A 20,529-nucleotide genomic window follows, 5' to 3' on the forward strand; every position below is an offset into this window, starting at 1 on the left:
TGCAATAGTCGCTGCCCGCCGGGAAGGGGTCAACCCGAACTTGGAGCGCGACAGACTTTTCATTCACAACTAATATGTCATTGGCCGCAATCGGACAGACGACGATGGATGAAGGATTGCTGTCTCCAGTGACCCGGCTCGGGCCGGTCCATCTCAGGGTGACCGACATGCCGGCGGCCTTGAATGTCTGGCGCGACGCGCTCGGGTTGGCGCTGCTTGGCGAAGACGCCACCATGGCGGAGCTTGGCGCCGGCGGCCGGACGCTGATCGTGCTGCACGCCGGCGCGGAGGCACCGCTGCCGCAGAAGTCGCGCGATCTCTTCCACGTCGCCATCCATATCACCAGCCGCCGCGATCTAGCGCACACCGCCGCCCGCCTCAAGGCATCTGGCTTACGGTCCAGCGCCCAGGATCACCTGGTTTCGGAATCGCTCTATGTCTCCGATCCCTCCGGTAACGGCATCGAGATCTGCTTCGACACGCCGGAGCGCTTGCTGCGTCGCGAAATGTCGCCCAACGGCCGCGTGACGCTGATTGCCACCGACGGCAGCGCGCATTCGGGGCTCGAGCCGCTGGACGTGTCGGGCCTGCTGCGCGACCTCGGCAACTCCGGCCATATCGAGCCGAGGATGGCGCAGGATGCCTTTATCGGCCACATCCATTTGCGCGCCCGCGCGCCCGAGATGCTGATGAAATTCTATCTCGGCGTGCTCGGCTTCCGGCCGCATATCCAGTCCCGGACCTTCGGCATGTTCGACTGCGGCACGGCGCGCCGCGCCCACATGGTGGCCTTCAACATCTGGGCGCGCGACGAGCTGCGCGAGCCGCCGCCGGGTGCAGCCGGCCTCGACCATTTCACCATCGAGCTTGGCTCGGCGCAGGAGCTCGCCGCCGTGGAGCGCAGGCTCGAAGCGGCCGACATACCGGTGAAAAGGGACGGTCGCGTTATCTCGACCGCCGATCCGGAAGGCAACCGCCTGCGGCTCGTGGTCCAGGGAGATTGATCGTAGCCGCTGGAAGACGTGGAGAAGTGGAGGAGGGGAAATGTCGCTCAAGGTGATTGGAACCGGCTTTGGCCGGACCGGGACGGATTCGATGCGCGAGGCGCTTACCATGCTCGGTTTCGGCCCTTGCCATCATATGTCGGAGGTGATGGCGCATGAGGAGCAGAAGGCGCTCTGGCGGGCGCTGGCCAAGGGCGCCGCGCCCGACTGGGGTAGGCTCTTTGCCGGTTATAAATCCTGCGTCGACTGGCCCTCGGCGCATTACTGGCGCGAGCTGATCGAAATCTATCCCCAGGCGCGCGTCATCCTGACCTGGCGCTCGCCCGAAAGCTGGTGGGAGAGTTTCGAAAAGACGCTCCTGCCCGCCATCGCCGGCAGCACGGACCATGACTCGCTCGGCATCTCGCTCGTTTCGAAACAGGTTTTTGACGGCCGCCCGCAGGATCGCGCCCACGCGATCGCGATCTATCGGGACAATGTCGAGGCGGTGCTGAATACCGTGCCGGCCGAACGTCTGCTGGTCCACAAGCTCGGCGACGGCTGGGCGCCGCTTTGCGCCCATCTAGGCATTCCCGTGCCGGACGAACCCTATCCCAGCCGCAACTCGACCCAGGAGTTTCGGACGGCGCTGTCGCTGAATTAGACGAGTTCGGGTCGATGAATACAGGCATCCGAACTTTCCGGTCGCTCATCGCATCCTGTCCCTTGTGATATGATCAGGAAAGGGGATCAGGCCATGGGGCAAGCCAGTTTTGATCGCGGTCGAGGCCAGCCCGATGCGGCGCTGGTGATGGCTGCGCGCTTCGGCGAGGCGAACGGTTTCGGCCTGTTGTTCGAGCGCTACCGTCCGCAACTCCATGCCATGGCCCTGTCGATGCTGGGCTACACCGGCGATGCCGAGGACGCGGTCCACGACACGTTCCTCACCGCGCTCGTCCGGCTGGACGGCCTTCGCGATCCCGCCGCCGTCGGCGGCTGGCTGCATTCGATTCTCAGGAACCATTGCCTGATGGCGCTGCGACGGCGCCGGCCCTGTGCCGGACCCGCCGAAACCGAGCGCGCATTCCGCGAGCTTGCCGACGAGGAACGCATCGAGAGCCGCATCGAAAGCCGCGACCTGCGCGACTGGGTGTGGGCTGCGCTGGCGCATCTGCCGGAAATGCAACGCGCTACCGTGATGCTGCGCTATTTCGGCAGCTCGCCGGGCTACGAGGAGATATCGACCGTTCTGGGCGTGCCGGTGGGCACCGTGCGCAGCCGGCTGGCTGACGCCAAGATCAGGCTTTCGGAGCTGCTGCTTGCATCGGCCGGCCTGCCCGACAGGGAGCATCAGAAGCTGGTGGCGGAGCGGCTGGCTTTCTACACCGAGGAATACCGCTCGCTGCAGCGCGGCGGCAAGGAGCGTGTGCTTTCCCACTATGCCGAGGAGCTCGACATCGCCTTCGCCGGCGGGCCGCGCGGCATTGGGCGCCATCTGTTCGGCGAGGCCATCGACGAGGATGTCGGCGCCGGGGTTCGCCATGAGCCGGTGCGGGCGCTGGTCAGCGCCAACGTCACCGTGCTCGAGGGCGATTTCGTCAACCCACCCGAGAACCCGTTCCATTGCCCGCCAAGCTTCGCCATCGTTTTGATCCACGGCGAGCGCCAGGTGCGCATGATGCGCGTCCACACCTGCGAACGGCCGCCGCGCCTCGAGGAATGACATCTTCGTGAAGTTCGCCGGCCCAGCGAACTTTTCGATCCGCCCCATCATCCTGTCTAGGTCACGCGGCCGATTGCCGGCGCGTCAACCACAGCAAGGAGGAATTCCGATGTTTGCCTTTCTCGCAGTCAGATTGAGCCGCGCCGTCGTTCTGGGCTCGCTTGCCATGCTCGCGCAGCCGTTGCTTGCCAATGCCGACGATTACGATGCGACGCTGAAGGACATCCAGTCGACGATGGGCGGCGTGCCGAGCTTCATCAAACAGTTTCCCAAGGCCGGTCTGCCCGGCGCATGGGCCGAGGTCAAGGCCATCGAGCTCAGCGACAAGACGGCGCTGCCGCCGAAGGTCAAGTCGCTGATCTCGCTGGCGGTCGCGGCGCAGATTCCCTGCAGCTACTGCATCTGGTCGGACACGCAGGACGCCAAGCGCGCCGGCGCCACCGACGAGGAGATCCAGGAAGCCGTCGCCATGGCGGCTCTGACCCGCCACTGGAGCACCATCTTCAACGGCATGCAGGTCGACTTCGAGCAGTTCAAGAAGGAGATGGGCGGGCAGTGAGACGGTAAGGGGTTGAGGGACTGGGGCAGCAGGGAAATCTGCAGGCTATCGCTTCCTGCTGCCTTACTCCCCCAACACAGGGAGAACACGCACATGACCGCCACTCTTGCCACCGACACCACCTTCCTGACCGCCACCCAACTGGCGGCGGCGATCCGCGAGCGGAGTGTGAGCGCAAGCGAGGCGATGGAGGCGCAGCTGGAGCGGATCGCCGCCGTCAATCCGCTCCTCAATGCCATTATCACCCTCGACGAGAAGGCCGCGCGCGACGGCGCCAGGGCAGCCGACGAAGCCATTGCGCGCGGCAAGACCGTCGGGCCGCTGCACGGCGTGCCGATTACGCTAAAGGACGGCCACGCCACCGCCGGCATGCGCACCACGATCGGCCTGAGGGCCTGGGCCGACCATGTACCGACGGTTGACAGCACCATTGCCGCGCGCCTGCGCAAGGCCGGCGCCATCATCATCGGCAAGACTAATGTGCCGCCGAGACTGCGCGACCTGCAGACCGTTAACCCGATCTTCGGCCGCACGGGCAATCCCTGGGATGTCACGCGCACGCCGGGTGGTTCCAGTGGCGGCGCGGCGGCAGCGGTAGCCGCGGGGCTCGCTCCGCTGGAGATCGGCAGCGACGCCGGCGGCTCGATCCGCGTGCCGGCGCATCTGTGCGGCGTCTATGGCTTCAAGCCGACGCAGGCAACTGTGCCGATCACCGGCAGCTATGCCGATCCCCCCGACATACCGCGCAGCTTCCGATTGCTGTTCGACATAGGGCCCCTTGCACGTGGCGTCGACGACCTGATCCTTGCCCACCGCGTTATCGCCGGCACCGACGGCCTCGACACCGAAGTGCCGCCGGTGGCGACGGACGAGGAGCCGGAGCCGCCGCTCGACCGGCTGCGCATAGCCTTCGCGCCGGAATTCCCCGGCGTGCCGACCGCTCGCGATATCGCCGATGCGATTGCCGGTCTTGCCAGCGCGATCGACGCCAGCGGCGCACGGGTCGGTCAGGCCCTGCCGTCACATGATTTCGCCGCCGAGCGGGCGCTGTTTTCGGACTTCATCACCTGGTATTCGCAGGCCTTCCAGCCGCCGCTGGAAAACTCCCCCACGCTGTCGACCTATCTCGAGGCGCTCAATCAGAGGGACGAATTCATCTACGCGTGGGAGCGCTTGTTCGGCGATTGGGACGTGCTCGTCTGTCCGGCGATGATGTGCACTGCTTTTCGCCACCGGGAGATGGGAATGCCGATTCCGGTCGATGGTGTCGAGACGCCCTATTGGAGCGCGCTCAGCCACGCCTGTCGCTTCAACCTGACAGGTCATCCGGCCGTCGTCATTCCGATCGGCCTCGACCGAGAAGGCCTGCCGATCGGCGCCCAGCTCGTCGGCCGCCGCCATTCGGACATGAAGCTGCTGGCGGCCGCCAAGGCGCTGTCGCGCCTGACCGACGGCTTTGTCAGGCCGCCGGGATTGTGATCGCGCGGCACGCTCCAGCAAGCATGGCTGAAATCCTTGGCGCGCCGCTGTTTCACACATGCACGTCGCCGAAGGACAGCTCGCCGTCATCGGCGCGGACCAGGAACGCGGCGGCAAGCAGCGCGAGATAGCAGGCGGCCACCCCGCACACGACGACGACGCCAGGGATGGGGCCCAGTGTCGCCACCCGGAACGTGTCGACGAGTGAGGCACCGAAGCCGATCGGAGAGCCTTCGCGCGACAGGCTCGGCGTGGTGATCTTCAGGATCCAGGCTAGCAGCAGGATCGTGTACATGAAGATGTAGTTGCGGCGCAGCCGCCTGATCAGCGCCGCGCGCTGAGAGATCAGGAAACGCGGCGAGCGCAGGCCTTCGCCGAGGATGGCGAGCCAATTGGAGGCATAGTCGGGCTGCGGCGAAAAGATCTGGGCGAAGTAATAGCGCTCGAACTGCCGCACGCGGGCGCGGTAGACGTCGAAAAAGCGGTAGCGCCGCGCCTCGATCCACAAAAGCAGGGTGATCAGGAGCATGGCGAACAAAAGCACGCCGTGATGCGCGCTGGGCGTCGACAGCGACACCGACAGCATCGCCGCCACCACGGTGATCGCCCAGTTGCTGGTGCGGTCGAGCCGGTCGCGCCAGCCCGCCATGCGCGCGATCTCGGCGCGATGGAAATGCGACAGCGTCGTGGTGAATTCGGGAGAACTAAGCTTCAGCGCCAGCGTATCGGAAGCGCGCGGCGGCGCGGCCGCTTCGGTTGATTTTGCTGGCGCGGCCGCCTCTGTCGGCCAAGCCGCGTCGGTTGGTTTTGCGGCCCTTGTCTGGGACATCCCTCTGCCATGCGCCTCCCGCCGCCATGGCCGCCCGCCCCGAGATCGGCCGGCCACACCCAATCCTTGTAACGTGCAGCCGGCCAGAATGTTCCCGCCTTTTCAGGCGGATAAGTCAGGATGCAAGCGGGGGAAGACCACCATTCGCGCGCCGCGGAAAGGGCAGCACATCGGCTATCGGCCTGGCATGCTGGGCTGCCGCCACTGCCTCGATCACAAGGTCGAGCGCCGCAAGCGCCGCGCGGCTCGTTTCATCGTCGCCACGCAGGTAATGGCAGGCCCGGTCGAGGTGCAGGTGGGCGGCGGCAAAGTCGCTTTTCATTAGCTTCTCCTTATTGCCCGCCACGGCGCGACCATCGCCGAGTCGCTTTACCGGGAAGCAAAGATCGGCGGCGGCATTTGAATAGAAATGTAAGGGATGCGGCGCTGGAACTGCTGATCTCCCCCCTTGTGGGAAAATTGGCAACTTCGACGCCCTGCAACCGAAGCACCGGCCAAACCGTTGTGACGCGAAATCGAGGGGAGACAGCTTGTCCAAAATACTCAATCGGCGTTGGTCGATCGCGCTTGGTGCTGCGGCGCTCGCCCTGATGCCCGCCGTCGCCTTCGCCGCCGAGAAGACAGGCATGTCCTCGGAAGGTATTTTCGTCGCCGAGCTGATCCTGCTGCTTGTCGTCGGCCGCGGCATCGGCGAGGTGCTGGAAATACTGGGCCAGCCGGCGGTGATGGGACAGCTGATCGGCGGCATCCTGCTCGGGCCCTCGCTGCTCGGCTGGGTCTGGCCGGCGGGCGAGCGGCTGATCTTCGCCGGCGACCCATCGCAAAAGTCGATGATCAACGCCATCGCCCAACTCGGCGTCTTGATGCTGCTCCTGCTCACCGGCATGGAGACCGATTTGAGGTTGGTGCGCCGCGTCGGCCGCGCCTGCTTTTCCATCTCGGCCGCGGGCGTGGCCATGCCTTTCGCGCTCGGCTTCGTCGCCGCCCAGTTCATGCCGGCCACGCTGCTTGCCGCCGGCAGCGAGCGCATCGTCGCCGGGCTGTTCCTCGGCACCGCGCTCTCCATCTCCTCGGTCAAGATCGTCGCCATGGTGGTGCGCGACATGAACTTCATGCGCCGCGACCTCGGCCAGATCATCGTCTCTTCGGCCATCATCGAGGACACGATCGGCTGGGTGATCATCGCCATCACCATCGGCATCGCCACCAAGGGGCGCATCGAGATCGGCAGCCTGGCCTTCACCATCGCCGGCGTTGCCGCCTTCATGGCGTTTTCCTTCACGCTAGGGCGCCGCATCGTCTTCGACGCCATCCGCTGGACAAACGATACTTTCCGCTCGGAATACGCGGTCGTCACCGTCATCCTCGCCATCATGGGCGCCATGGCTTTGATCACCGACCTGATCGGCGTGCACACCGTGCTCGGCGCCTTCGTCGCCGGCATTTTGGTGGGCGAGTCGCCCATCTTGTCGCGCCACATCGAAGGGCAGTTGCGCGGCATCATCACCGCGCTGTTCATGCCGGTCTTCTTCGGCGTCGCCGGCCTGTCGGCCGATCTCACCGTGCTTGTCGATCCGCAGCTCGCGCTACTCACCGTGGCGCTGGTGGTGATCGCCTCGATCGGCAAGTTCGGCGGCGCCTTCATTGGCGCGGAGGTCGCCGGCATGAGCCGCGCCGAAGGCATCGCTGTCGGCTGCGGCATGAATGCGCGAGGTTCCACGGAGGTCATCGTCGCCTCGATCGGCCTGTCGATGGGCGTACTTTCGCATAACCTCTTCACCATGATCGTCACCATGGCGGTCATCACCACTTTGATCATGCCGCCGACCTTGCGCTGGGCGTTGCGTCGCCTGCCGATCGGCGAGAAGGAAAAGAAGCGGCTGGAGCGCGAGGAGGTCGACCAGCGCGGATTCGTCGCCGGTCTGGAGCGGCTTCTGGTGGTGGTCGACGAGGGCGTCGTCGGCCGCTTCGCCGCCTATCTTGCCGGCGTCATCGGCGCGGGCAAGCCGACGACGGTGCTGCATTCCAGCGGCGAGATCGATGCCGAGCCGACCGAGGGGCTGCATCTGGAGGAGATCGAGAAGGGTGCGGAGGACAGCCGCGAGGCGGCGAAAAAGGGCGACGAGACGCCGGCGCGCGAAGCGCCGGTCACCCGCCGCCAGCACGAGGTGCTTTCGGCCGAGGCGGTCGCCAAGGAGGCGCGCAAGGGCTACGGCATGCTGCTCGTCGGCCTTGGCCGCGCGGTCACCCCCAAGGGCGGCTTCTCGCATCGGCTGAATGAAGTCGCCGGCGCCTTTGACGGGCCGCTCTGCCTGGTGTTGAAGCCGGCGGCCGCTGGCCGCCAGATGCCCCGGCTCGGCCCGGGATCCGGCAAGATACTGGTGCCGGTCAACGGCACGGCGGTTGCGCGCCGAGGCGCCGAACTGGCTTTGGCCATCGCCGCCGTCACCGGCGCGCCGGTCAAGATGCTCTATGTCGCCAGGGTCGGCCGCGACGAGCCGCGCGACACGGTCTCGCATCGCCGCCGAGAGGCGGTGCTGAAGGACATCGTGGCCCTTGCCGACCGCTACGGCGTCGAGATCGAGACGGCCATCCGCTCGCGGGCCGCCGCCGCCGATGCCATCGCCCGCCAGGCCGGCCGCAGCGTGGCGTTGATCGTCATGGGCGTGGCGCGGCGTCAGGGCGAGGAGCTGATTTTCGGCGAGACGACGACGGCCGTCCTGCGCCGCGGCCCATGCCCGGTGGTGCTGATCTCCGACGAGCGGGTGAAACGCGACGAGAGCGACCGCGAGGCCGTACGCACGGGGACTGGGGCAGGGTGATTGGCCGATCTCCCCCGCAGGGAGGGGATTACTCGCTCCCTCGGCGTCGCCTTGTCCTCACTTGCCTTCGAAGAACGCGTGGATCGCCGCTTCCAGTTTCTCGATGAGCTCGCCGTTGCGGGTGCTGCCGGCCCAGATCAGGGCGTTGAGCCGCATGTCCTTGTTGAGGAAGTTTACCTTCCTGGACTCAAGCAGATAGTCAGCGACCGCAAAGTGCCGCCCCTTGATGGCTTCGATGAGGGCGCTGTTACGTCCAGTCTTGTCGGCCGCATTGACGTCCGCGCCGTGCTCGACCAGCAGCTTGACGGCATCGAGATGTCCGTTCCTTGCCGCTTCGATGAGCGCCGTCCTGCCGTAATAGTCGGCACGGGCATCGATATCGATACGGGGATGGGCCGCCAGCGCCTGGATGCAGGCGTAATGGCCCTTGGCCGCCGCCAGGCTCAAGGGCGTGCTCTTCCATTTGTTCCTGGAATTGACGTCGATTGCCGGATCCGCGATCAGCGTCATGAGCGCCGCGATGCGGGCATTATGGGCGGCAAGATGCAGCGCCGACCAGCCGTCTTCCTCGGCCTGGTTGATGTCGGCGCCTGCCGCGAATTCCGCCCGAACGGCTTCGGTGTCGCCCTTCTCCGCCGCGATCAGCAGGTTGGACCATCCCCTGGCGTCGTCGGCTTCCACGCTTGCGCTCACTGCGATGCTCTCCGGACCACGATCGCGCCGACACCCACTGGATATTCGTCGGCCGGCGCTCATCGATCGCGGCTTTTACGGAGCGTTTCACACTCACCGGCGTCCGGCAACGGATTTCAAGCCGGTGGAGCTGCCAATCTCCCCCACAAGGGGAAGATCAGCAGTTTCCTCACGCCATCTGCAGCTTCTGCCGGCTGGGCTGCGGTGGGAAGGCGATGGCGATGCCGGCCGCGCCCAGCCCGATCAGCGCCGATCCGATGAACAGCCAGTGATAGCTGGCGGTGGCGTCGTAGATCATGCCGCCGGCAAGCGGCCCCAGCGACATGCCGAGGCTGGAGAGCATCGTGGCCGCACCGAGGATGGTGCCGATGATGCGCAGGCCGAAATATTCGCGCGCCAGCACAGCGTAAAGCGGCATCACGCCGCCATAGGTGGCGCCGAAGATGACGGCCAGAAGGTAGAACTGGTCGAGCTGGCCGACGGTGAGATAAGCGGCGATCACCAGCCCCTGGATGGCGAGCCCGGCGACCAGCACCGGCTTCACGCCCAGCCGGTCGCCGAGCACGCCATAGAGAATGCGCCCGCCAAGGCCGGCGAGCCCCTCGACGCTGTAGATCGATACGGCCGCCATCGGCGCCACGCCGCAGGACATGGCGTAGCTCACCATGTGGAAGATCGGGCCTGAATGCGCCGCGCAGCAGGCAAAGAAGGTCAAGCCCAGCACGATGAATTGCGGCGAGCGCAGCGCCTGGCCGACGCTCATGCCGGGATCGTCGGCGGCGGGCGCCGGCGTCCCATCGGCGGTAGTGATTGCCGCCGCGGGTTGGCGCACCAGGAAGACGGCGGGCAAGAGCAGCACCCAGGCCATGATGCCGATGTCGAACATGGCGGTGCGCCAGTCATAGGCCGTGATCAGCCAGCGCGCGAAGGGCGAGATGGTCATCGGCGCGACGCCCATGCCGGCCGAGACCAGCGAGACGGCAAGGCTGCGGTTGGTGTCGAACCAGGCGGTGGTGAGCGCGATCATCGGCGCGAAGAAGGCGCTGGCCGCCAGGCCTACGATCACGCCGTAGCTGAGCTGGAAGACCAACAGCGAATCGGCGCGGCTCGCCACCACCAGCGACAGGCCGAGCAGCACCGCGCCCGCAAGCACCACGGGCCGCGCGCCGACCCGGTCATAGATCGCGCCACAGGCGAAACCGCCGAGGCCCATCACCAGGAAGTTCAAGGTCATGGCGCTGGAAATGCCGGTGCGCGACCAGTTCGTGTCGAGCGACATCGGCTCCAGAAAGATCGCCAGCGAAAACATGGCGCCGAGCGCCACGCAGGTCATCAGCGCGCCCGCCGCGACGATGACCCAACGATAGGAATGGTTCATGGTTCTGCTCCCATGCCGAAAGGCATCCTGTTTGATGCGGCACGGTTTTTCCAGTCCACCGGGCCGTCTGCGTCCGAAGGACGCCAGGGCGGGAGCCGATCCTACAATCTGGTTGCATTTTTTATCCGGATTTTTGGCGCCCAAGAGAGTGGAAGGCGCCGACGAGAAAAGTCATCGCTCTGCGAAATCCCCCTCTCTGGCATTTTCCAAGCACTTGCTTGGGGACAAGTCCGCTCGCAAATGCCGGAAAATGCTATCTCCCCCCTCGTGCGGGAGATGTCCGGCAGGACCGAGGGGGCGCTGTCCCGCCAGCGTCTCCAACTGTCAGCAGCCTGCAGACCCCCGCGTTGACCGCACAGCAGGCGCTTCTAGATTGAGCCGCAGCATTCAGAAGGAGGCGTCACCCATGGAACTCTATCGCGGCCGGCTCATCGACCATCTGCACCTCGTGGTGCGCGACCTTGATGCCAGCCGGCATTTCTATGGCGCGGTGCTTGAGGTGCTGGGCATCCCGATCGGCGGCGAAGCCGAGGATTACTTCTGGGTGGACGAGCTGTTCATTTCCGGCATCGACAGCCGCGCGTCGCGCGGCGCGCTCACCGGCCGCCACCATTTCGCTTTCCAGGCCAAAGACCGCGCCATGGTCGACGCTTTCTACCAGGCGGGGCTCGCCGCCGGCGGCAAGGACAATGGCGCGCCGGGCGAACGCCACTACCATCCCGGCTACTACGCCTGCTTCCTGCTCGACCCCGACGGCAACAACATCGAGGCGGTGTTCCACGGCGAGGCGAAGCGAAGTGCCGCGGCGGTGGAGATCAGTTTTTAGAGCAGCCCCGCTGCTACTCCTTCACCGCGCCCGTCATCGATGAAACATAGTGCTCGACGAAGAAGGAATAGAGCACCACCACCGGCAGCGAGCCGATCAGCGCGCCGGCCATAAGCGCGCCCCATTCATAGACGTCGGAGCGAACGAGTTCGGTGAGCACGCCGACCGGCACCGTCTTCTTCTCCGAAGACTGGATGAAGGTCAGCGCATAGATGAACTCATTCCAGGACAAGGTGAAGGCGAAGATGCCGGCCGAGATCAGGCCGGGCACCGACAGCGGCAGCACGATCTTGGTGAGGATCTGCCAGCGGCTCGCGCCATCGATGAGCGCGCATTCCTCCAACTCGAAGGGGATAGAGCGGAAGTAGCCCATCAGAAGCCAGGTGCAGAACGGGATGAGGAAGGTCGGATAGGTGAGGATCAGCGCGAATGGTGTGTCGTATAGACCGAGGTTGAACACCATCACCGATAGCGGGATGAACAGGATAGAAGGCGGCACGAGATAAGCGAGGAAGACGGCGAGGCCAACTTGCCGCGCCCCCGAAAACCTCAGCCGCTCGATCGCATAGGCGGCAAGCACGGCAGCCGCCAGCGACAGGAAAGTTGCGGCGGTCGAAATGATGATGGTGTTGAGCAACCAGCCTGGGTAGGAGGTCTCGAAGAGCAAATAGCGAATGTGCTCCAGCGTCGGATGCACGACCCAGAACGGATTGTAGTTCACATAGTCGGTCATCTCGATATTGGGCTTAACCGCAGTGATCGTCATCCAGTAGAACGGAAACAGGAGCACGATCAGAAACACCAGCAGCGGCAGATAGACCGTCACCACCCGCCGCGGAAGGCTTTGCAGGTAGCCCATGCCGCCTTCGTCGGTCTCCAGGCGCTCGATTTCCTTGATTGCGGCCATGTCAGTCCCCGCCGCCTTGCTGCCATCTGCGCCGTTGGAGGCCGAAATAGCTGAACAGGATCGCCGCCAGCAGGAAAGGAATCATGGCGACCGCGATTGCCGCGCCTTCGCCCAGTTGGCCCCCCGCAATACCGCGCTGGAAGGACAATGTCGCCATCAGATGCGTGGCGTTCACCGGGCCGCCGCGGGTCAGCACATAGATCAGCTGGAAATCGGTGAAGGTGAACAGCACCGAAAACGTCATCGTGATGGCTATGATCGGCGTCAGCAACGGCAGGGTCACGTAGCGGAACAGCTGCCAGCGGCTGGCGCCGTCGAGCGTAGCAGCCTCGTAGAGCGATTGCGGAATGGTCTGCAGTCCGGCAAGCAGCGTGATGGCGACAAAGGGAATGCCTCGCCACACATTGGCCGCGATGACCGAGGCGCGCGCATTGGTCGGATCACCGAGAAAATTGATGCGGTGGTCAATCAGGCCCATCTGTTGCAACGCCCAGGACAGGATCGAAAACTGCGAGTCGTAGATCCACCAGAAGGCGATGGCCGACAGCACGGTCGGCACCACCCAGGGCAGCAGCACTACGGCGCGAAAGAACGACTTGAAAGGCAGCTTCTCATTGAGGATGAGAGCCAGCCACAGTCCGAGCACGAATTTCAGGATCGAGGCGCTGACCGTGTAGAGCAGCGTGTTGAAGACCGACAGCCAGAACACGCTGTCGCTCCACAGATATTCGTAGTTCTCGATGCCGATGAAGATGCCCGGTCGGCCGATGCGTGTGTCAGTGAAGCCGAGCCAGACGCCGAGGCCGAGCGGATAGGTGAGAAAGACCAGGAGCAGCGCCGCCGCCGGCAGCATGAAGCCGAAGCCGAGAGCGTTCCTGCTCTCGGCGAGCCGCGACAGGATCGACGGGCGCGGCTGAACGGCAACGGACGGCACGGCCATGGCGCGGGCTCCTTGTTATGCGGGTGGAACTGTGGCTGACCGCGCTTGGCGTGCGTAGGCCGCAAAGCGCGGTCAGCCTGCTTCAACTACGCCACGATCAGACGCGGTAGTAGCGGTTGGCGCGTTTTTCAGCCTCTTCCATTGCTTCCTGCGGCGTCGCCTGGCCCGTCACCGCTTTGGCGAACATGTCCACCAGCACGTAATCGGCCATTGTCGCGGCGGATGCATAGCCGAGCGGCCCGGCATAGCCGTTGGGGCGCAGCGTCGCCGAGGCTTTCGCGTAGGCCGCATTGTTAGAGTCGGCCTTCCAAACCGGGTTGTTGTCGAACGCTTTCAGCGTCTGGCAGCAATAGCCCGCCGACGAAGTGATCCAGTCGGACATTTGCGGATCTTCGAACATGAACTGCAGATAGGCTTTGGCAGCATTGGGATAGGGCGTGTAATTGAAGATGACAGCCGTGGTCACCTGGAAAAGCTCGACCGATTTCCCGACCGGCCCGATCGGCATGTTGGTAGTGCGGATGTCCTTGGCGATCTCAGCCAGCTTCGGGTCATTGTCCTTGTTGATCTTTGCTGTGTTGTAGGCCGAGATGCCGTTGGCGATCACGCTCACTTCCCCAGCCAGGAAAGCGCGGTTGTTGTTGACGTCAAGCCAGCTTTCGGTGCCGGGGATGAAGGTCTTGTAAAGTTCCTGCGCATATTCGATCGCCTTGAGCGTCTCCGGACTGTTGATCGTCACCTTGCCGGCTTCGTCGACCATCTGGCCGCCGTGGCTCCACAGCAGCCAATGCGCGTAATTGTTGCCGTCGCCAACGCCGTGGCCATGGGTGAAGCCGGCGGGATGGCCTTTCGCCTTCAACGCCTTGCAAAGCTCCAGGAAACCGGCCGTGTCCTTGGGGAATTCGGAGAAGCCTGCCTCCTTGACCCAGCTTTCGCGGTAGACGATGGCGTTGCCGATGGTGGCCAGCGGCAAGCCGATGAACTTGCCCTCGCGCGTCGCATATTGTTTCGGGCCGTCATACCAGCCGCCATACTTCTTGCCGAGATAATCACCCAGTTCCGTCACATCGAGCAGCTTGTCGGGATACTGGTGCGGGTCGTCGAACCAGACGAACATCAGGTCGGGGCCGGAGCCGACATTGGCGGCGACCGCCGCTTTGGGACGGATGTCTTCCCAGCTTTCCTTGTCGACGCGCACCTCCACGCCCGTCGCCTCGGTGAACCGCTTGGTATTCTTCAGCCACTGGTCCTCGTCGCCCTGCACGAAGGGCGACCAGCGCAGCAGCCTGAGCTTGGCACCTTCCTCGGGCTTATAGGTCAGGCCTTCCTGGGCGAAGGCGCTCGAGCCGGCGAAGCGGCTGCCCAGGGCTCCGGCTGCCGCGGCTGCGGTCGTGCGGATTACATCGCGTCTGGTGAACTTCATACTCGTTTCCTCCTACTTGCTTCCTCGTTGCGTTGTCTATCGCGCCGCTTCGATCCGCTGGCCCGTTCCGCCGTGGAACAGATGGATGGGGCCGGGCTCGACCGACAGCCGGATGGTTTTTCCCGGCGTGAAGGAATGGCGTTCGCGGAAATTGGCGACGATGTCCTCGCCGCCCGCCGTCCGGCCGATGATCTGCACTTCCGAACCGGTCGGCTCGATCACCACCACCGTGACCGGAATGCCGTCGTCGGCGAGCCGCAGGTGCTCGGGCCGCACTCCGAGCATCATTGCCTCGCCGTTGCGGATCGCGGGTGGTTTCGGCAAAGGCACGGAAATGCCGCCCGCGCCCCGGAAGGACGGCGCGCCGTCGCTGGCAAACGTGCCCTTGAGAAGGTTCATGGCCGGCGAGCCGATGAAGCTTGCGACGAACAGATTGTTCGGCCGATCGTAGAGGTCCAGCGGCGGCCCGATCTGCTCGACGACGCCGTCATGCATGACCACGATCTTGTCGGCCATGGTCATGGCCTCGATCTGGTCGTGCGTAACATAGACCGTCGTCGTCTTCAGCCGCTGGTGCAGTTCCTTGATCTCGGCGCGCATCTGAACCCTGAGCTTTGCATCGAGATTGCTGAGCGGCTCGTCGAACAGGAACACCTGCGGATTGCGCACGATCGCCCGGCCCATGGCGACGCGCTGGCGCTGGCCGCCGGAAAGCTGGCGCGGATAGCGCGACAGAAGAGGAATCAGCCCGAGGATCTCGGCCGCGCGCTTGACCCCCGCATCGCTTTCAGCCTTCGGAACACCCTTCAGCATGAGCGAGAAGGCCATGTTCTCGGCCACCGTCATGTGCGGATAGAGCGCATAGTTCTGGAAGACCATGGCCACGTCGCGCTCCTTCGGCGCAACGTTGTTGACGATACGGCTGCCGATCGAGATATGGCCGCGCGAGATTTTTTCCAGGCCGGCGATCATTCGCAGAAGCGTCGATTTTCCGCAGCCCGATGGGCCGACGAGCGTGACGAACTCGCCGTCTTCTATATCGACTCTGACCCCATGCAGGATTTCGGTGGCCCCGAACGATTTGTAGACATCGCCAATCGCGACAGACGCCATCGAACTCCTCCCGATGGTTCCCTGCGAGGTCTCGCGGGGAGCCGTTTCTATCAGGCGTGGTTGAAACGGATGCCGGCAGGCATCCACCACTGGCGTCGGCGACGTCTGCCCCAGCTCCCCCCGGGTCACGCGACGGTGAAACGGTAGCGCTACCACATCCGCCTGTAAAGCGGCGACAGGCGCCCTTATACTTTCGTCGCGCAGGACAGGTGAGCGAAGCCGGCTTTGAAGCGAAGCCAGGCCGGACGGTGCCGGATTGCCGGCAAGTGAATGCTCGAATAGCGGCTGGACAAGGTTTGCTCTCAGCCTCCAAACAGAAACGCCGCGATCAGCTTCAGCATGTTGCCGTCCTGCCCGAACTCGACCTTGTCGAAGTCGCGGCTGTCCTGGCGCTGCGCCTTGGAGAGCTGGTCGAGATAGGCCGTCAGTTCCGCCCTGACCTTCTTGCAGCCGGGATCGTTCTGGGCGGTAAGTCCGGTGCTGAAGGCGACGATCTTGTCCACCATGTCGACGATGCCGGCGCCGTGCACCTTCTCATGCGCGATCAGCCCGGCGGCGAAGGCGTCCCAGCGCGTTTGCAAGGCTGAGCCAAGTTTTCCCGCCGGCTTGGGCAGCGTGTAGGTGATGATCAGCTTCGGCCGCGCCGTCTTCAGCACGCAGGCGCCGCCTTGCGGCCGGTAGTCGCGCTGCCATGTCAGCTTGAAGAAAGTATGCGCGATCACGCGCCGGGCGTTGCCGGCCGAATCTTTGCCGATCACCGGCCCTTTCTCCCCGATCGAGAGATAAAGCTGTTCGGCGCTCTGGCCTGAGACGGCATAGGTCTCGATTTTCTCGATGGGTTTCCAGTCGGCGAGCGCCGGCGTGGACGAAAGCAGGGCGGCGAGGAGGAGGGCGGGCTTCATGTGCGAGCCATAGCATCGCGCCTCGTTCTGAAGAAGCCGGCCCGCGGATTTTTGGAACCCGCTTCGCCCGTCGCTCGTTTCCTTGGGCAATCATCCCGACCCATGGGGGAGGACAAGATGACCCGCAACGATATCATCTCCGTGCTTGGACCGGTCGACGAGGCCGTCATCGCCGACATCGCGCTGACCGGCGCCAGCCTCGAGGAACTGCGCGAGGCTTTCGCCTGGATCGGCGCCGACGAGGCGCTGGTCAACGAGGGCCACGCCATGCCCGGCGTGCGCGTGGCGAAACTGATCGAAATCCTCGACCCTCCCGAGGACGAGCTCGAGACGCCGGGCGCGATAGAGTAGGGCAGCGACGCTTTATCTCCCCCACTTGCGTACCCTCGAGGGGAGATAGGCGGCGTGCCGCCCCTCTAGGTATTCTCACCTACTTGTCCCTCTGCACCTCTCGTCATAGCCTGCGTCGCCTGGGCGGGAGGAGAGGTTCTTGGACACCAATGTCGTCATCGTCGGCGCCGGCCCTGCCGGGCTCGCCGTCGCGGCCTGCCTCAAACAGGCGGGGCAGGATTTCGTCATTCTGGAAAAGGCCAGTGAGGTTGCACCGGCCTGGCGGCGGCATTACCGGCGGCTGCATCTGCACACGGTGAAATCATTCTCCTCGCTGCCCTTCGTGCCGTTCCCGAAGAGCCATCCGCGCTACGTGCCGCGCGAAAAAGTGGTCGATTATCTCGACGCCTATGCCGGGCGTTTCGGGCTCAAGCCGCGCTTCGGCGTCACCGTCAAATCGGTCCGCCGCGAAGGCGAGCGCCTGCTGGTCCAGACCGATGCCGGGCTGTTCGATGCCCGCAAGGTGATCGTCGCCACCGGCAACAATGCCGAGCCCATCACGCCACGCTTCCCCGGCATCGAGGCCTTCAAGGGGAAGGTGCTGCACAGCGCCGCCTATGCCGAGGCCGCGCCTTATGTCGGCAAGGACGTGCTGGTCATCGGCATGGGCAATACGGGCGCGGAAATCGCGCTCGACCTCGCCGAAAGCGGCGCCAGGCCCACCATCTCGGTGCGCAAGGGCGTCCACATCGTGCCGCGCCAGCTGTTCGGCGTGCCGATCCAGATGGTGGGCATCGCCAGCCGTCCGATGCCGCAGGCGCTGAACGACTGGATGTTTCCGAAAATCCTCGATCTGGCGCTGGGCAAGTTGGAGAGATACGGCATCGTGCGGCCGAAACAGGGCATCCTGCAAGGGATCGAAGCCGGCCGCATTCCGGTGATCGATGTCGGCACGGTGGCGGCGATCAAGGCCGGCCGGATCGGCATCGCGCCGGATATCGCAAGCTTCACCGCGGACGGCGTGAAGTTCGCCGATCGCGTTGAGAAGAAATTCGACGCGGCGATTTTCGCCACGGGCTACCGCCCGGCCTATGACGGCTTCCTCCCGGCGGAGCTCAGGCCGGACAAGAGCGGCGTGAATGCTCGCGCGACGGAGCTCGGCGTCTATCTCGTCGGTTTCTACAACCCGGTCACCGGCCTGCTGCGCGAGATCGGCATCGAGGCGAAGGCGGTGGCGAAGGATATCGCAGGGCGGTGAGGGCGAAGCGTCGAAGCTGCTGGTCTGCCTGCTCGAGGTTGAGATGAGGCGCCTGAATCGGGTGGCTCTCACATCGCCCTCCATGCGAAGCCATCCTATCACACCGAGGACCGCTCAATGCTCACGCTCTACGACTATCTCCCCTCTCAAAATGCCTGGAAGGTTCGCGTCCTGCTCGGCCTGCTCGGTATCGCCTACGAAACCCGTATCGTCTCGATCTTCGAGGGCGAGACCCACACGGAGGCCTTCCTGAAGCTCAACCCGGCGGGCGCCGTTCCGGTGCTCGCCGTGGAGAATGGCCAGGCGATCGCCGAGTCCAACGCGATCCTCGTCCTCGTTGCGGAAGGCACGTCCTATCTTCCGGTAGACCGGCTTGCCCGCGCCAAGGTGATGCAGTGGCTGTTCTTCGAGCAGTATTATGTCGAGCCGATCATCGGCTCGCTGCGTTTCTGGACGCTGACCGGCCGCCTGGAGCGCAACCAGGCGCTAGTTGCCGGCAAGCGCGAAGCGGGCGCGCGGGCACTTGGCGCGCTGGAGCGCAGCTTGGTCGACACACCTTTCCTGGCCGGCGACGCGCTCACCATTGCCGACATTGCTGTCTACGCCTACGCCCACCGCGCAGAAGATTGCGGTTTTGAGCTTGCCGATTATCCGGCGGTCGGTGCCTGGATGGGGCGCGTCAGCGAGGCGATCGGCCCGGACTATCCGGTGCATCCCTACAGCATCGATCCGCATTCGCACGCCTGAGCCACCGGAACACAGCGGCGGGACAGGGCGTTCTCCAAAGGCAGCGTGTCGGGCGTCGCCTCATCGGCACCGCCTGCTTCGCGTCCCAGCCATGGAGATCCGCAATGGTTCGCACCATCGCCGTCGCAATCCTCGCCACTGGCATGATTAGCCTGCCTGCCAAGGCGGCCGAGCAATACTGGGTGGCCCGAGACGCGGTCTCGAAGCAGTGCGAGATCGTGCCGAAGAAGCCCGACGGAACGCTTGTCATCGACCTCGGCAAGAAGAAATACGCCAGCGAGGGTGAGGCGAGGAAGGCGATGGAGGCGATGTCGGACTGCAAGAAGAACTAATGCATGTCGCGCAAAAGTGTGCAGCGGTTTTGCGATAACATGCATGAAAACAAAGGCTTTTAAAGCGCGTCGCCTGAATCCGCTTCAGCGCGACACGCTTTAGCCGCTGGGATAACGCCTACCGGTCCACAAGAGACATCGTCCGCTCGTTGTAGCGCGGCCCCGACACCTTGTCGGGCGTCAGCGCCATGTCGAGCCCGAGCATCTCGGTGGCGTCGAGCGCGATGTCGGCCGCCGCGACATTCTCTTCCAGATAGGTCCGGCGCTTGGTGCCGGGGATCGGCACGATGTCGATGCCGAAATCGGGGCCTTTGGCGAGCAGCCAGGCGATTGCGATCTGGCCGGGCTTCACCCCCTTGGCGTCGGCGATGTCTCGCACCGTGGCGGCCGCGGCGACATTGGCGTCGAAATTCTCGCCCTGGTAGCGCGGGTCGCCGCGGCGGAAATCGCCTTCGGGATAGTCTTCCGCGCGCCTGACGTCGCCGGCGAGGAAGCCGCGGCCGAGCGGCGCGAACGGCACCAGGCCGACGCCCAGCTCCTTCAGCGCCGGGATGATCTCCGGCTCGAGGTTGCGCTCCCACAGCGAATACTCGCTCTGCAGCGCCGAGACAGGATGCACGGCATGCGCGCGGCGGATGTTGGCGATGCCCGCTTCCGACAGGCCGAAGAAGCGCACCTTGCCCTCGGCCACCAATTCGCCGACCGCGCCCGCGACGTCTTCCATCGGCACCGATGGGTCGACGCGGTGCTGATAAAGCAGGTCGATGCGGTCGGTGGCGAGCCGTTTGAGCGAAGCGTCGACCACCTCGCGTATATGCTCGGGCCGGCTGTCGGTGCCGGACTGCTTGCCGTCGGCGATGCGGAAGCCGAACTTCGTCGCGATCGTCACCTGGTCGCGCCGGCCTTTCAGCGCGCGTCCAAGCAGTTCCTCGTTGACGAACGGCCCATAGACCTCGGCGGTGTCGAGAAAGGTGCAGCCGAGCTCGATCGCCCGGTGCAGCGTCGCGATCGACTCCGCCTCGTCGGCCGGCCCATAGGCCTGGCTCATGCCCATGCAGCCGAGGCCGATGGCCGAGACTTCGAGCCCCTGGCTGCCGAGTTTGTGTTTGCCGAGGCTCATGCGTCTTGCTCCGCCGAATTTTCGATCCGGCTAAATTATAGGGCTGGGCGTGAATGCGTCCAGCGCTGGCCCTATTGACGGCGCAATCGTCCCATCCTTGCCCGGCGATGACTCCACTGCGATGACTGTCCAATGCAGCACGACAGACTTGTCCTGATAAAGCCG

General features: G+C 64.7%; 21 protein-coding genes. 11 read left to right on the forward strand and 10 right to left on the reverse strand.

The features are described from left to right. Positions 1-104 precede the first annotated feature (104 nt). The 5 genes from FJ424_RS02875 to FJ424_RS02895 all read left to right on the forward strand — a co-directional run bounded on the left by FJ424_RS02875 (position 105) and on the right by FJ424_RS02895 (position 4,744). Entirely contained in the window at positions 105-1,004 is a 900-nt protein-coding gene (locus FJ424_RS02875) for a VOC family protein (RefSeq protein WP_140652135.1), read from the forward strand. Between the two features lie 40 nt (positions 1,005-1,044). Further along, positions 1,045-1,647: a sulfotransferase family protein gene (locus FJ424_RS02880; RefSeq protein ID WP_140652133.1), complete on the forward strand. Its 603-nt coding sequence runs from the start codon at positions 1,045-1,047 to the stop codon at positions 1,645-1,647. Positions 1,648-1,740: 93 nt separating this feature from the next. After that, the gene (locus FJ424_RS02885) at positions 1,741-2,706 is read left to right on the forward strand and encodes a sigma-70 family RNA polymerase sigma factor (RefSeq protein ID WP_140645445.1); all 966 of its coding nucleotides are present in this window, start codon (positions 1,741-1,743) and stop codon (positions 2,704-2,706) included. Between the two features lie 109 nt (positions 2,707-2,815). Further along, a complete protein-coding gene (locus FJ424_RS02890) occupies positions 2,816-3,265 on the forward strand; it encodes a carboxymuconolactone decarboxylase family protein (protein ID WP_246677125.1) in 450 nt (149 codons plus the stop codon). A gap of 93 nt (positions 3,266-3,358) precedes the next feature. After that, positions 3,359-4,744, forward strand: a complete 1,386-nt coding sequence (locus FJ424_RS02895; RefSeq protein ID WP_140652131.1) for an amidase family protein — start codon at positions 3,359-3,361, stop codon at positions 4,742-4,744. Between the two features lie 52 nt (positions 4,745-4,796). Here the strand turns inward: FJ424_RS02895 and FJ424_RS02900 are convergent, their stop codons facing one another. Both FJ424_RS02900 and FJ424_RS02905 read right to left on the reverse strand, forming a co-directional pair. Continuing rightward, positions 4,797-5,573, reverse strand: coding sequence for a DUF2270 domain-containing protein (locus FJ424_RS02900; RefSeq protein WP_140645447.1), 777 nt, complete (start codon positions 5,571-5,573; stop codon positions 4,797-4,799). Between the two features lie 115 nt (positions 5,574-5,688). Then, on the reverse strand, positions 5,689-5,895 hold the full coding sequence (locus FJ424_RS02905) for a hypothetical protein (protein WP_140652129.1): 207 nt from the start codon (positions 5,893-5,895) through the stop codon (positions 5,689-5,691). Positions 5,896-6,163: 268 nt separating this feature from the next. Between FJ424_RS02905 and FJ424_RS02910 the strand changes: the two genes are divergently transcribed. Then, complete coding sequence (locus FJ424_RS02910; RefSeq protein WP_140652318.1) at positions 6,164-8,395, forward strand: cation:proton antiporter; 2,232 nt, start codon at positions 6,164-6,166, stop codon at positions 8,393-8,395. Between the two features lie 57 nt (positions 8,396-8,452). On the opposite strand, the gene FJ424_RS02915 is transcribed toward FJ424_RS02910, so the two are convergent. Then, complete coding sequence (locus FJ424_RS02915) at positions 8,453-9,088, reverse strand: ankyrin repeat domain-containing protein (protein ID WP_140652127.1); 636 nt, start codon at positions 9,086-9,088, stop codon at positions 8,453-8,455. Between the two features lie 169 nt (positions 9,089-9,257). After that, positions 9,258-10,466 carry an MFS transporter gene (locus FJ424_RS02920; protein WP_140652126.1) on the reverse strand — a complete coding sequence of 403 codons (1,209 nt, stop codon included), beginning with the start codon at positions 10,464-10,466 and terminating at the stop codon, positions 9,258-9,260. Positions 10,467-10,872: 406 nt separating this feature from the next. Between FJ424_RS02920 and FJ424_RS02925 the strand changes: the two genes are divergently transcribed. Next, positions 10,873-11,292 (forward strand): VOC family protein, encoded by a 420-nt coding sequence (locus FJ424_RS02925; protein WP_140652124.1) that lies wholly within the window; start codon positions 10,873-10,875, stop codon positions 11,290-11,292. Positions 11,293-11,305: 13 nt separating this feature from the next. Here FJ424_RS02925 and FJ424_RS02930 read toward each other — a convergent pair whose 3' ends face one another. The 5 genes from FJ424_RS02930 to FJ424_RS02950 all read right to left on the reverse strand — a co-directional run bounded on the left by FJ424_RS02930 (position 11,306) and on the right by FJ424_RS02950 (position 16,577). Continuing rightward, the gene (locus tag FJ424_RS02930) at positions 11,306-12,199 is read right to left on the reverse strand and encodes a carbohydrate ABC transporter permease (RefSeq protein ID WP_140645453.1); all 894 of its coding nucleotides are present in this window, start codon (positions 12,197-12,199) and stop codon (positions 11,306-11,308) included. Between the two features lies 1 nt (position 12,200). Further along, positions 12,201-13,139, reverse strand: coding sequence for a sugar ABC transporter permease (locus FJ424_RS02935; RefSeq protein ID WP_140645454.1), 939 nt, complete (start codon positions 13,137-13,139; stop codon positions 12,201-12,203). A 97-nt stretch (positions 13,140-13,236) separates the two neighbouring features. After that, entirely contained in the window at positions 13,237-14,562 is a 1,326-nt protein-coding gene (locus FJ424_RS02940; RefSeq protein WP_140645455.1) for an ABC transporter substrate-binding protein, read from the reverse strand. A gap of 36 nt (positions 14,563-14,598) precedes the next feature. After that, the gene (gene ugpC / locus FJ424_RS02945) at positions 14,599-15,675 is read right to left on the reverse strand and encodes a sn-glycerol-3-phosphate ABC transporter ATP-binding protein UgpC (protein WP_140652122.1); all 1,077 of its coding nucleotides are present in this window, start codon (positions 15,673-15,675) and stop codon (positions 14,599-14,601) included. 302 nt (positions 15,676-15,977) lie between these two features. Then, positions 15,978-16,577, reverse strand: a complete 600-nt coding sequence (locus FJ424_RS02950; RefSeq protein ID WP_140652120.1) for a DUF922 domain-containing protein — start codon at positions 16,575-16,577, stop codon at positions 15,978-15,980. Positions 16,578-16,694: 117 nt separating this feature from the next. Here FJ424_RS02950 and FJ424_RS02955 point away from each other — a divergent pair, with 117 nt between their 5' ends. The 4 genes from FJ424_RS02955 (at position 16,695) to FJ424_RS02970 (ending at position 19,244) form a co-directional block, all read left to right on the forward strand. Continuing rightward, positions 16,695-16,928 carry a hypothetical protein gene (locus FJ424_RS02955; protein ID WP_140652118.1) on the forward strand — a complete coding sequence of 78 codons (234 nt, stop codon included), beginning with the start codon at positions 16,695-16,697 and terminating at the stop codon, positions 16,926-16,928. Between the two features lie 139 nt (positions 16,929-17,067). Beyond that, a complete protein-coding gene (locus tag FJ424_RS02960; RefSeq protein WP_140652116.1) occupies positions 17,068-18,165 on the forward strand; it encodes an NAD(P)/FAD-dependent oxidoreductase in 1,098 nt (365 codons plus the stop codon). A 117-nt stretch (positions 18,166-18,282) separates the two neighbouring features. Next, positions 18,283-18,912, forward strand: coding sequence for a glutathione S-transferase family protein (locus FJ424_RS02965; protein ID WP_140652114.1), 630 nt, complete (start codon positions 18,283-18,285; stop codon positions 18,910-18,912). Between the two features lie 104 nt (positions 18,913-19,016). Then, a complete protein-coding gene (locus tag FJ424_RS02970; RefSeq protein WP_226891882.1) occupies positions 19,017-19,244 on the forward strand; it encodes a hypothetical protein in 228 nt (75 codons plus the stop codon). Positions 19,245-19,362: 118 nt separating this feature from the next. Here FJ424_RS02970 and FJ424_RS02975 read toward each other — a convergent pair whose 3' ends face one another. Then, positions 19,363-20,364 carry an aldo/keto reductase gene (locus tag FJ424_RS02975; RefSeq protein ID WP_140652112.1) on the reverse strand — a complete coding sequence of 334 codons (1,002 nt, stop codon included), beginning with the start codon at positions 20,362-20,364 and terminating at the stop codon, positions 19,363-19,365. Between the last annotated feature and the right edge of the window lie 165 nt (positions 20,365-20,529).

This window comes from Mesorhizobium sp. B3-1-8 (genome assembly GCF_006439495.1).
In the GTDB taxonomy this organism is placed as follows: domain Bacteria; phylum Pseudomonadota; class Alphaproteobacteria; order Rhizobiales; family Rhizobiaceae; genus Mesorhizobium.

Excerpts from the sequence above, each read along its gene's own strand:
- FJ424_RS02875 (WP_140652135.1), top strand. The coding sequence starts at position 105 with ATGGATGAAGGATTGCTGTCTCCAGTGACCCGGCTCGGGCCGGTCCAT.
- FJ424_RS02880 (WP_140652133.1), top strand. The coding sequence starts at position 1,045 with ATGTCGCTCAAGGTGATTGGAACCGGCTTTGGCCGGACCGGGACGGAT.
- FJ424_RS02885 (WP_140645445.1), top strand. The coding sequence starts at position 1,741 with ATGGGGCAAGCCAGTTTTGATCGCGGTCGAGGCCAGCCCGATGCGGCG.
- FJ424_RS02890 (WP_246677125.1), top strand. The coding sequence starts at position 2,816 with ATGTTTGCCTTTCTCGCAGTCAGATTGAGCCGCGCCGTCGTTCTGGGC.
- FJ424_RS02895 (WP_140652131.1), top strand. The coding sequence starts at position 3,359 with ATGACCGCCACTCTTGCCACCGACACCACCTTCCTGACCGCCACCCAA.
- FJ424_RS02900 (WP_140645447.1), bottom strand. The coding sequence starts at position 5,573 with ATGTCCCAGACAAGGGCCGCAAAACCAACCGACGCGGCTTGGCCGACA.
- FJ424_RS02905 (WP_140652129.1), bottom strand. The coding sequence starts at position 5,895 with ATGAAAAGCGACTTTGCCGCCGCCCACCTGCACCTCGACCGGGCCTGC.
- FJ424_RS02910 (WP_140652318.1), top strand. The coding sequence starts at position 6,164 with ATGCCCGCCGTCGCCTTCGCCGCCGAGAAGACAGGCATGTCCTCGGAA.
- FJ424_RS02920 (WP_140652126.1), bottom strand. The coding sequence starts at position 10,466 with ATGAACCATTCCTATCGTTGGGTCATCGTCGCGGCGGGCGCGCTGATG.
- FJ424_RS02925 (WP_140652124.1), top strand. The coding sequence starts at position 10,873 with ATGGAACTCTATCGCGGCCGGCTCATCGACCATCTGCACCTCGTGGTG.
- FJ424_RS02930 (WP_140645453.1), bottom strand. The coding sequence starts at position 12,199 with ATGGCCGCAATCAAGGAAATCGAGCGCCTGGAGACCGACGAAGGCGGC.
- FJ424_RS02935 (WP_140645454.1), bottom strand. The coding sequence starts at position 13,139 with ATGGCCGTGCCGTCCGTTGCCGTTCAGCCGCGCCCGTCGATCCTGTCG.
- FJ424_RS02940 (WP_140645455.1), bottom strand. The coding sequence starts at position 14,562 with ATGAAGTTCACCAGACGCGATGTAATCCGCACGACCGCAGCCGCGGCA.
- ugpC (WP_140652122.1), bottom strand. The coding sequence starts at position 15,675 with ATGGCGTCTGTCGCGATTGGCGATGTCTACAAATCGTTCGGGGCCACC.
- FJ424_RS02950 (WP_140652120.1), bottom strand. The coding sequence starts at position 16,577 with ATGAAGCCCGCCCTCCTCCTCGCCGCCCTGCTTTCGTCCACGCCGGCG.
- FJ424_RS02955 (WP_140652118.1), top strand. The coding sequence starts at position 16,695 with ATGACCCGCAACGATATCATCTCCGTGCTTGGACCGGTCGACGAGGCC.
- FJ424_RS02965 (WP_140652114.1), top strand. The coding sequence starts at position 18,283 with ATGCTCACGCTCTACGACTATCTCCCCTCTCAAAATGCCTGGAAGGTT.
- FJ424_RS02970 (WP_226891882.1), top strand. The coding sequence starts at position 19,017 with ATGGTTCGCACCATCGCCGTCGCAATCCTCGCCACTGGCATGATTAGC.
- FJ424_RS02975 (WP_140652112.1), bottom strand. The coding sequence starts at position 20,364 with ATGAGCCTCGGCAAACACAAACTCGGCAGCCAGGGGCTCGAAGTCTCG.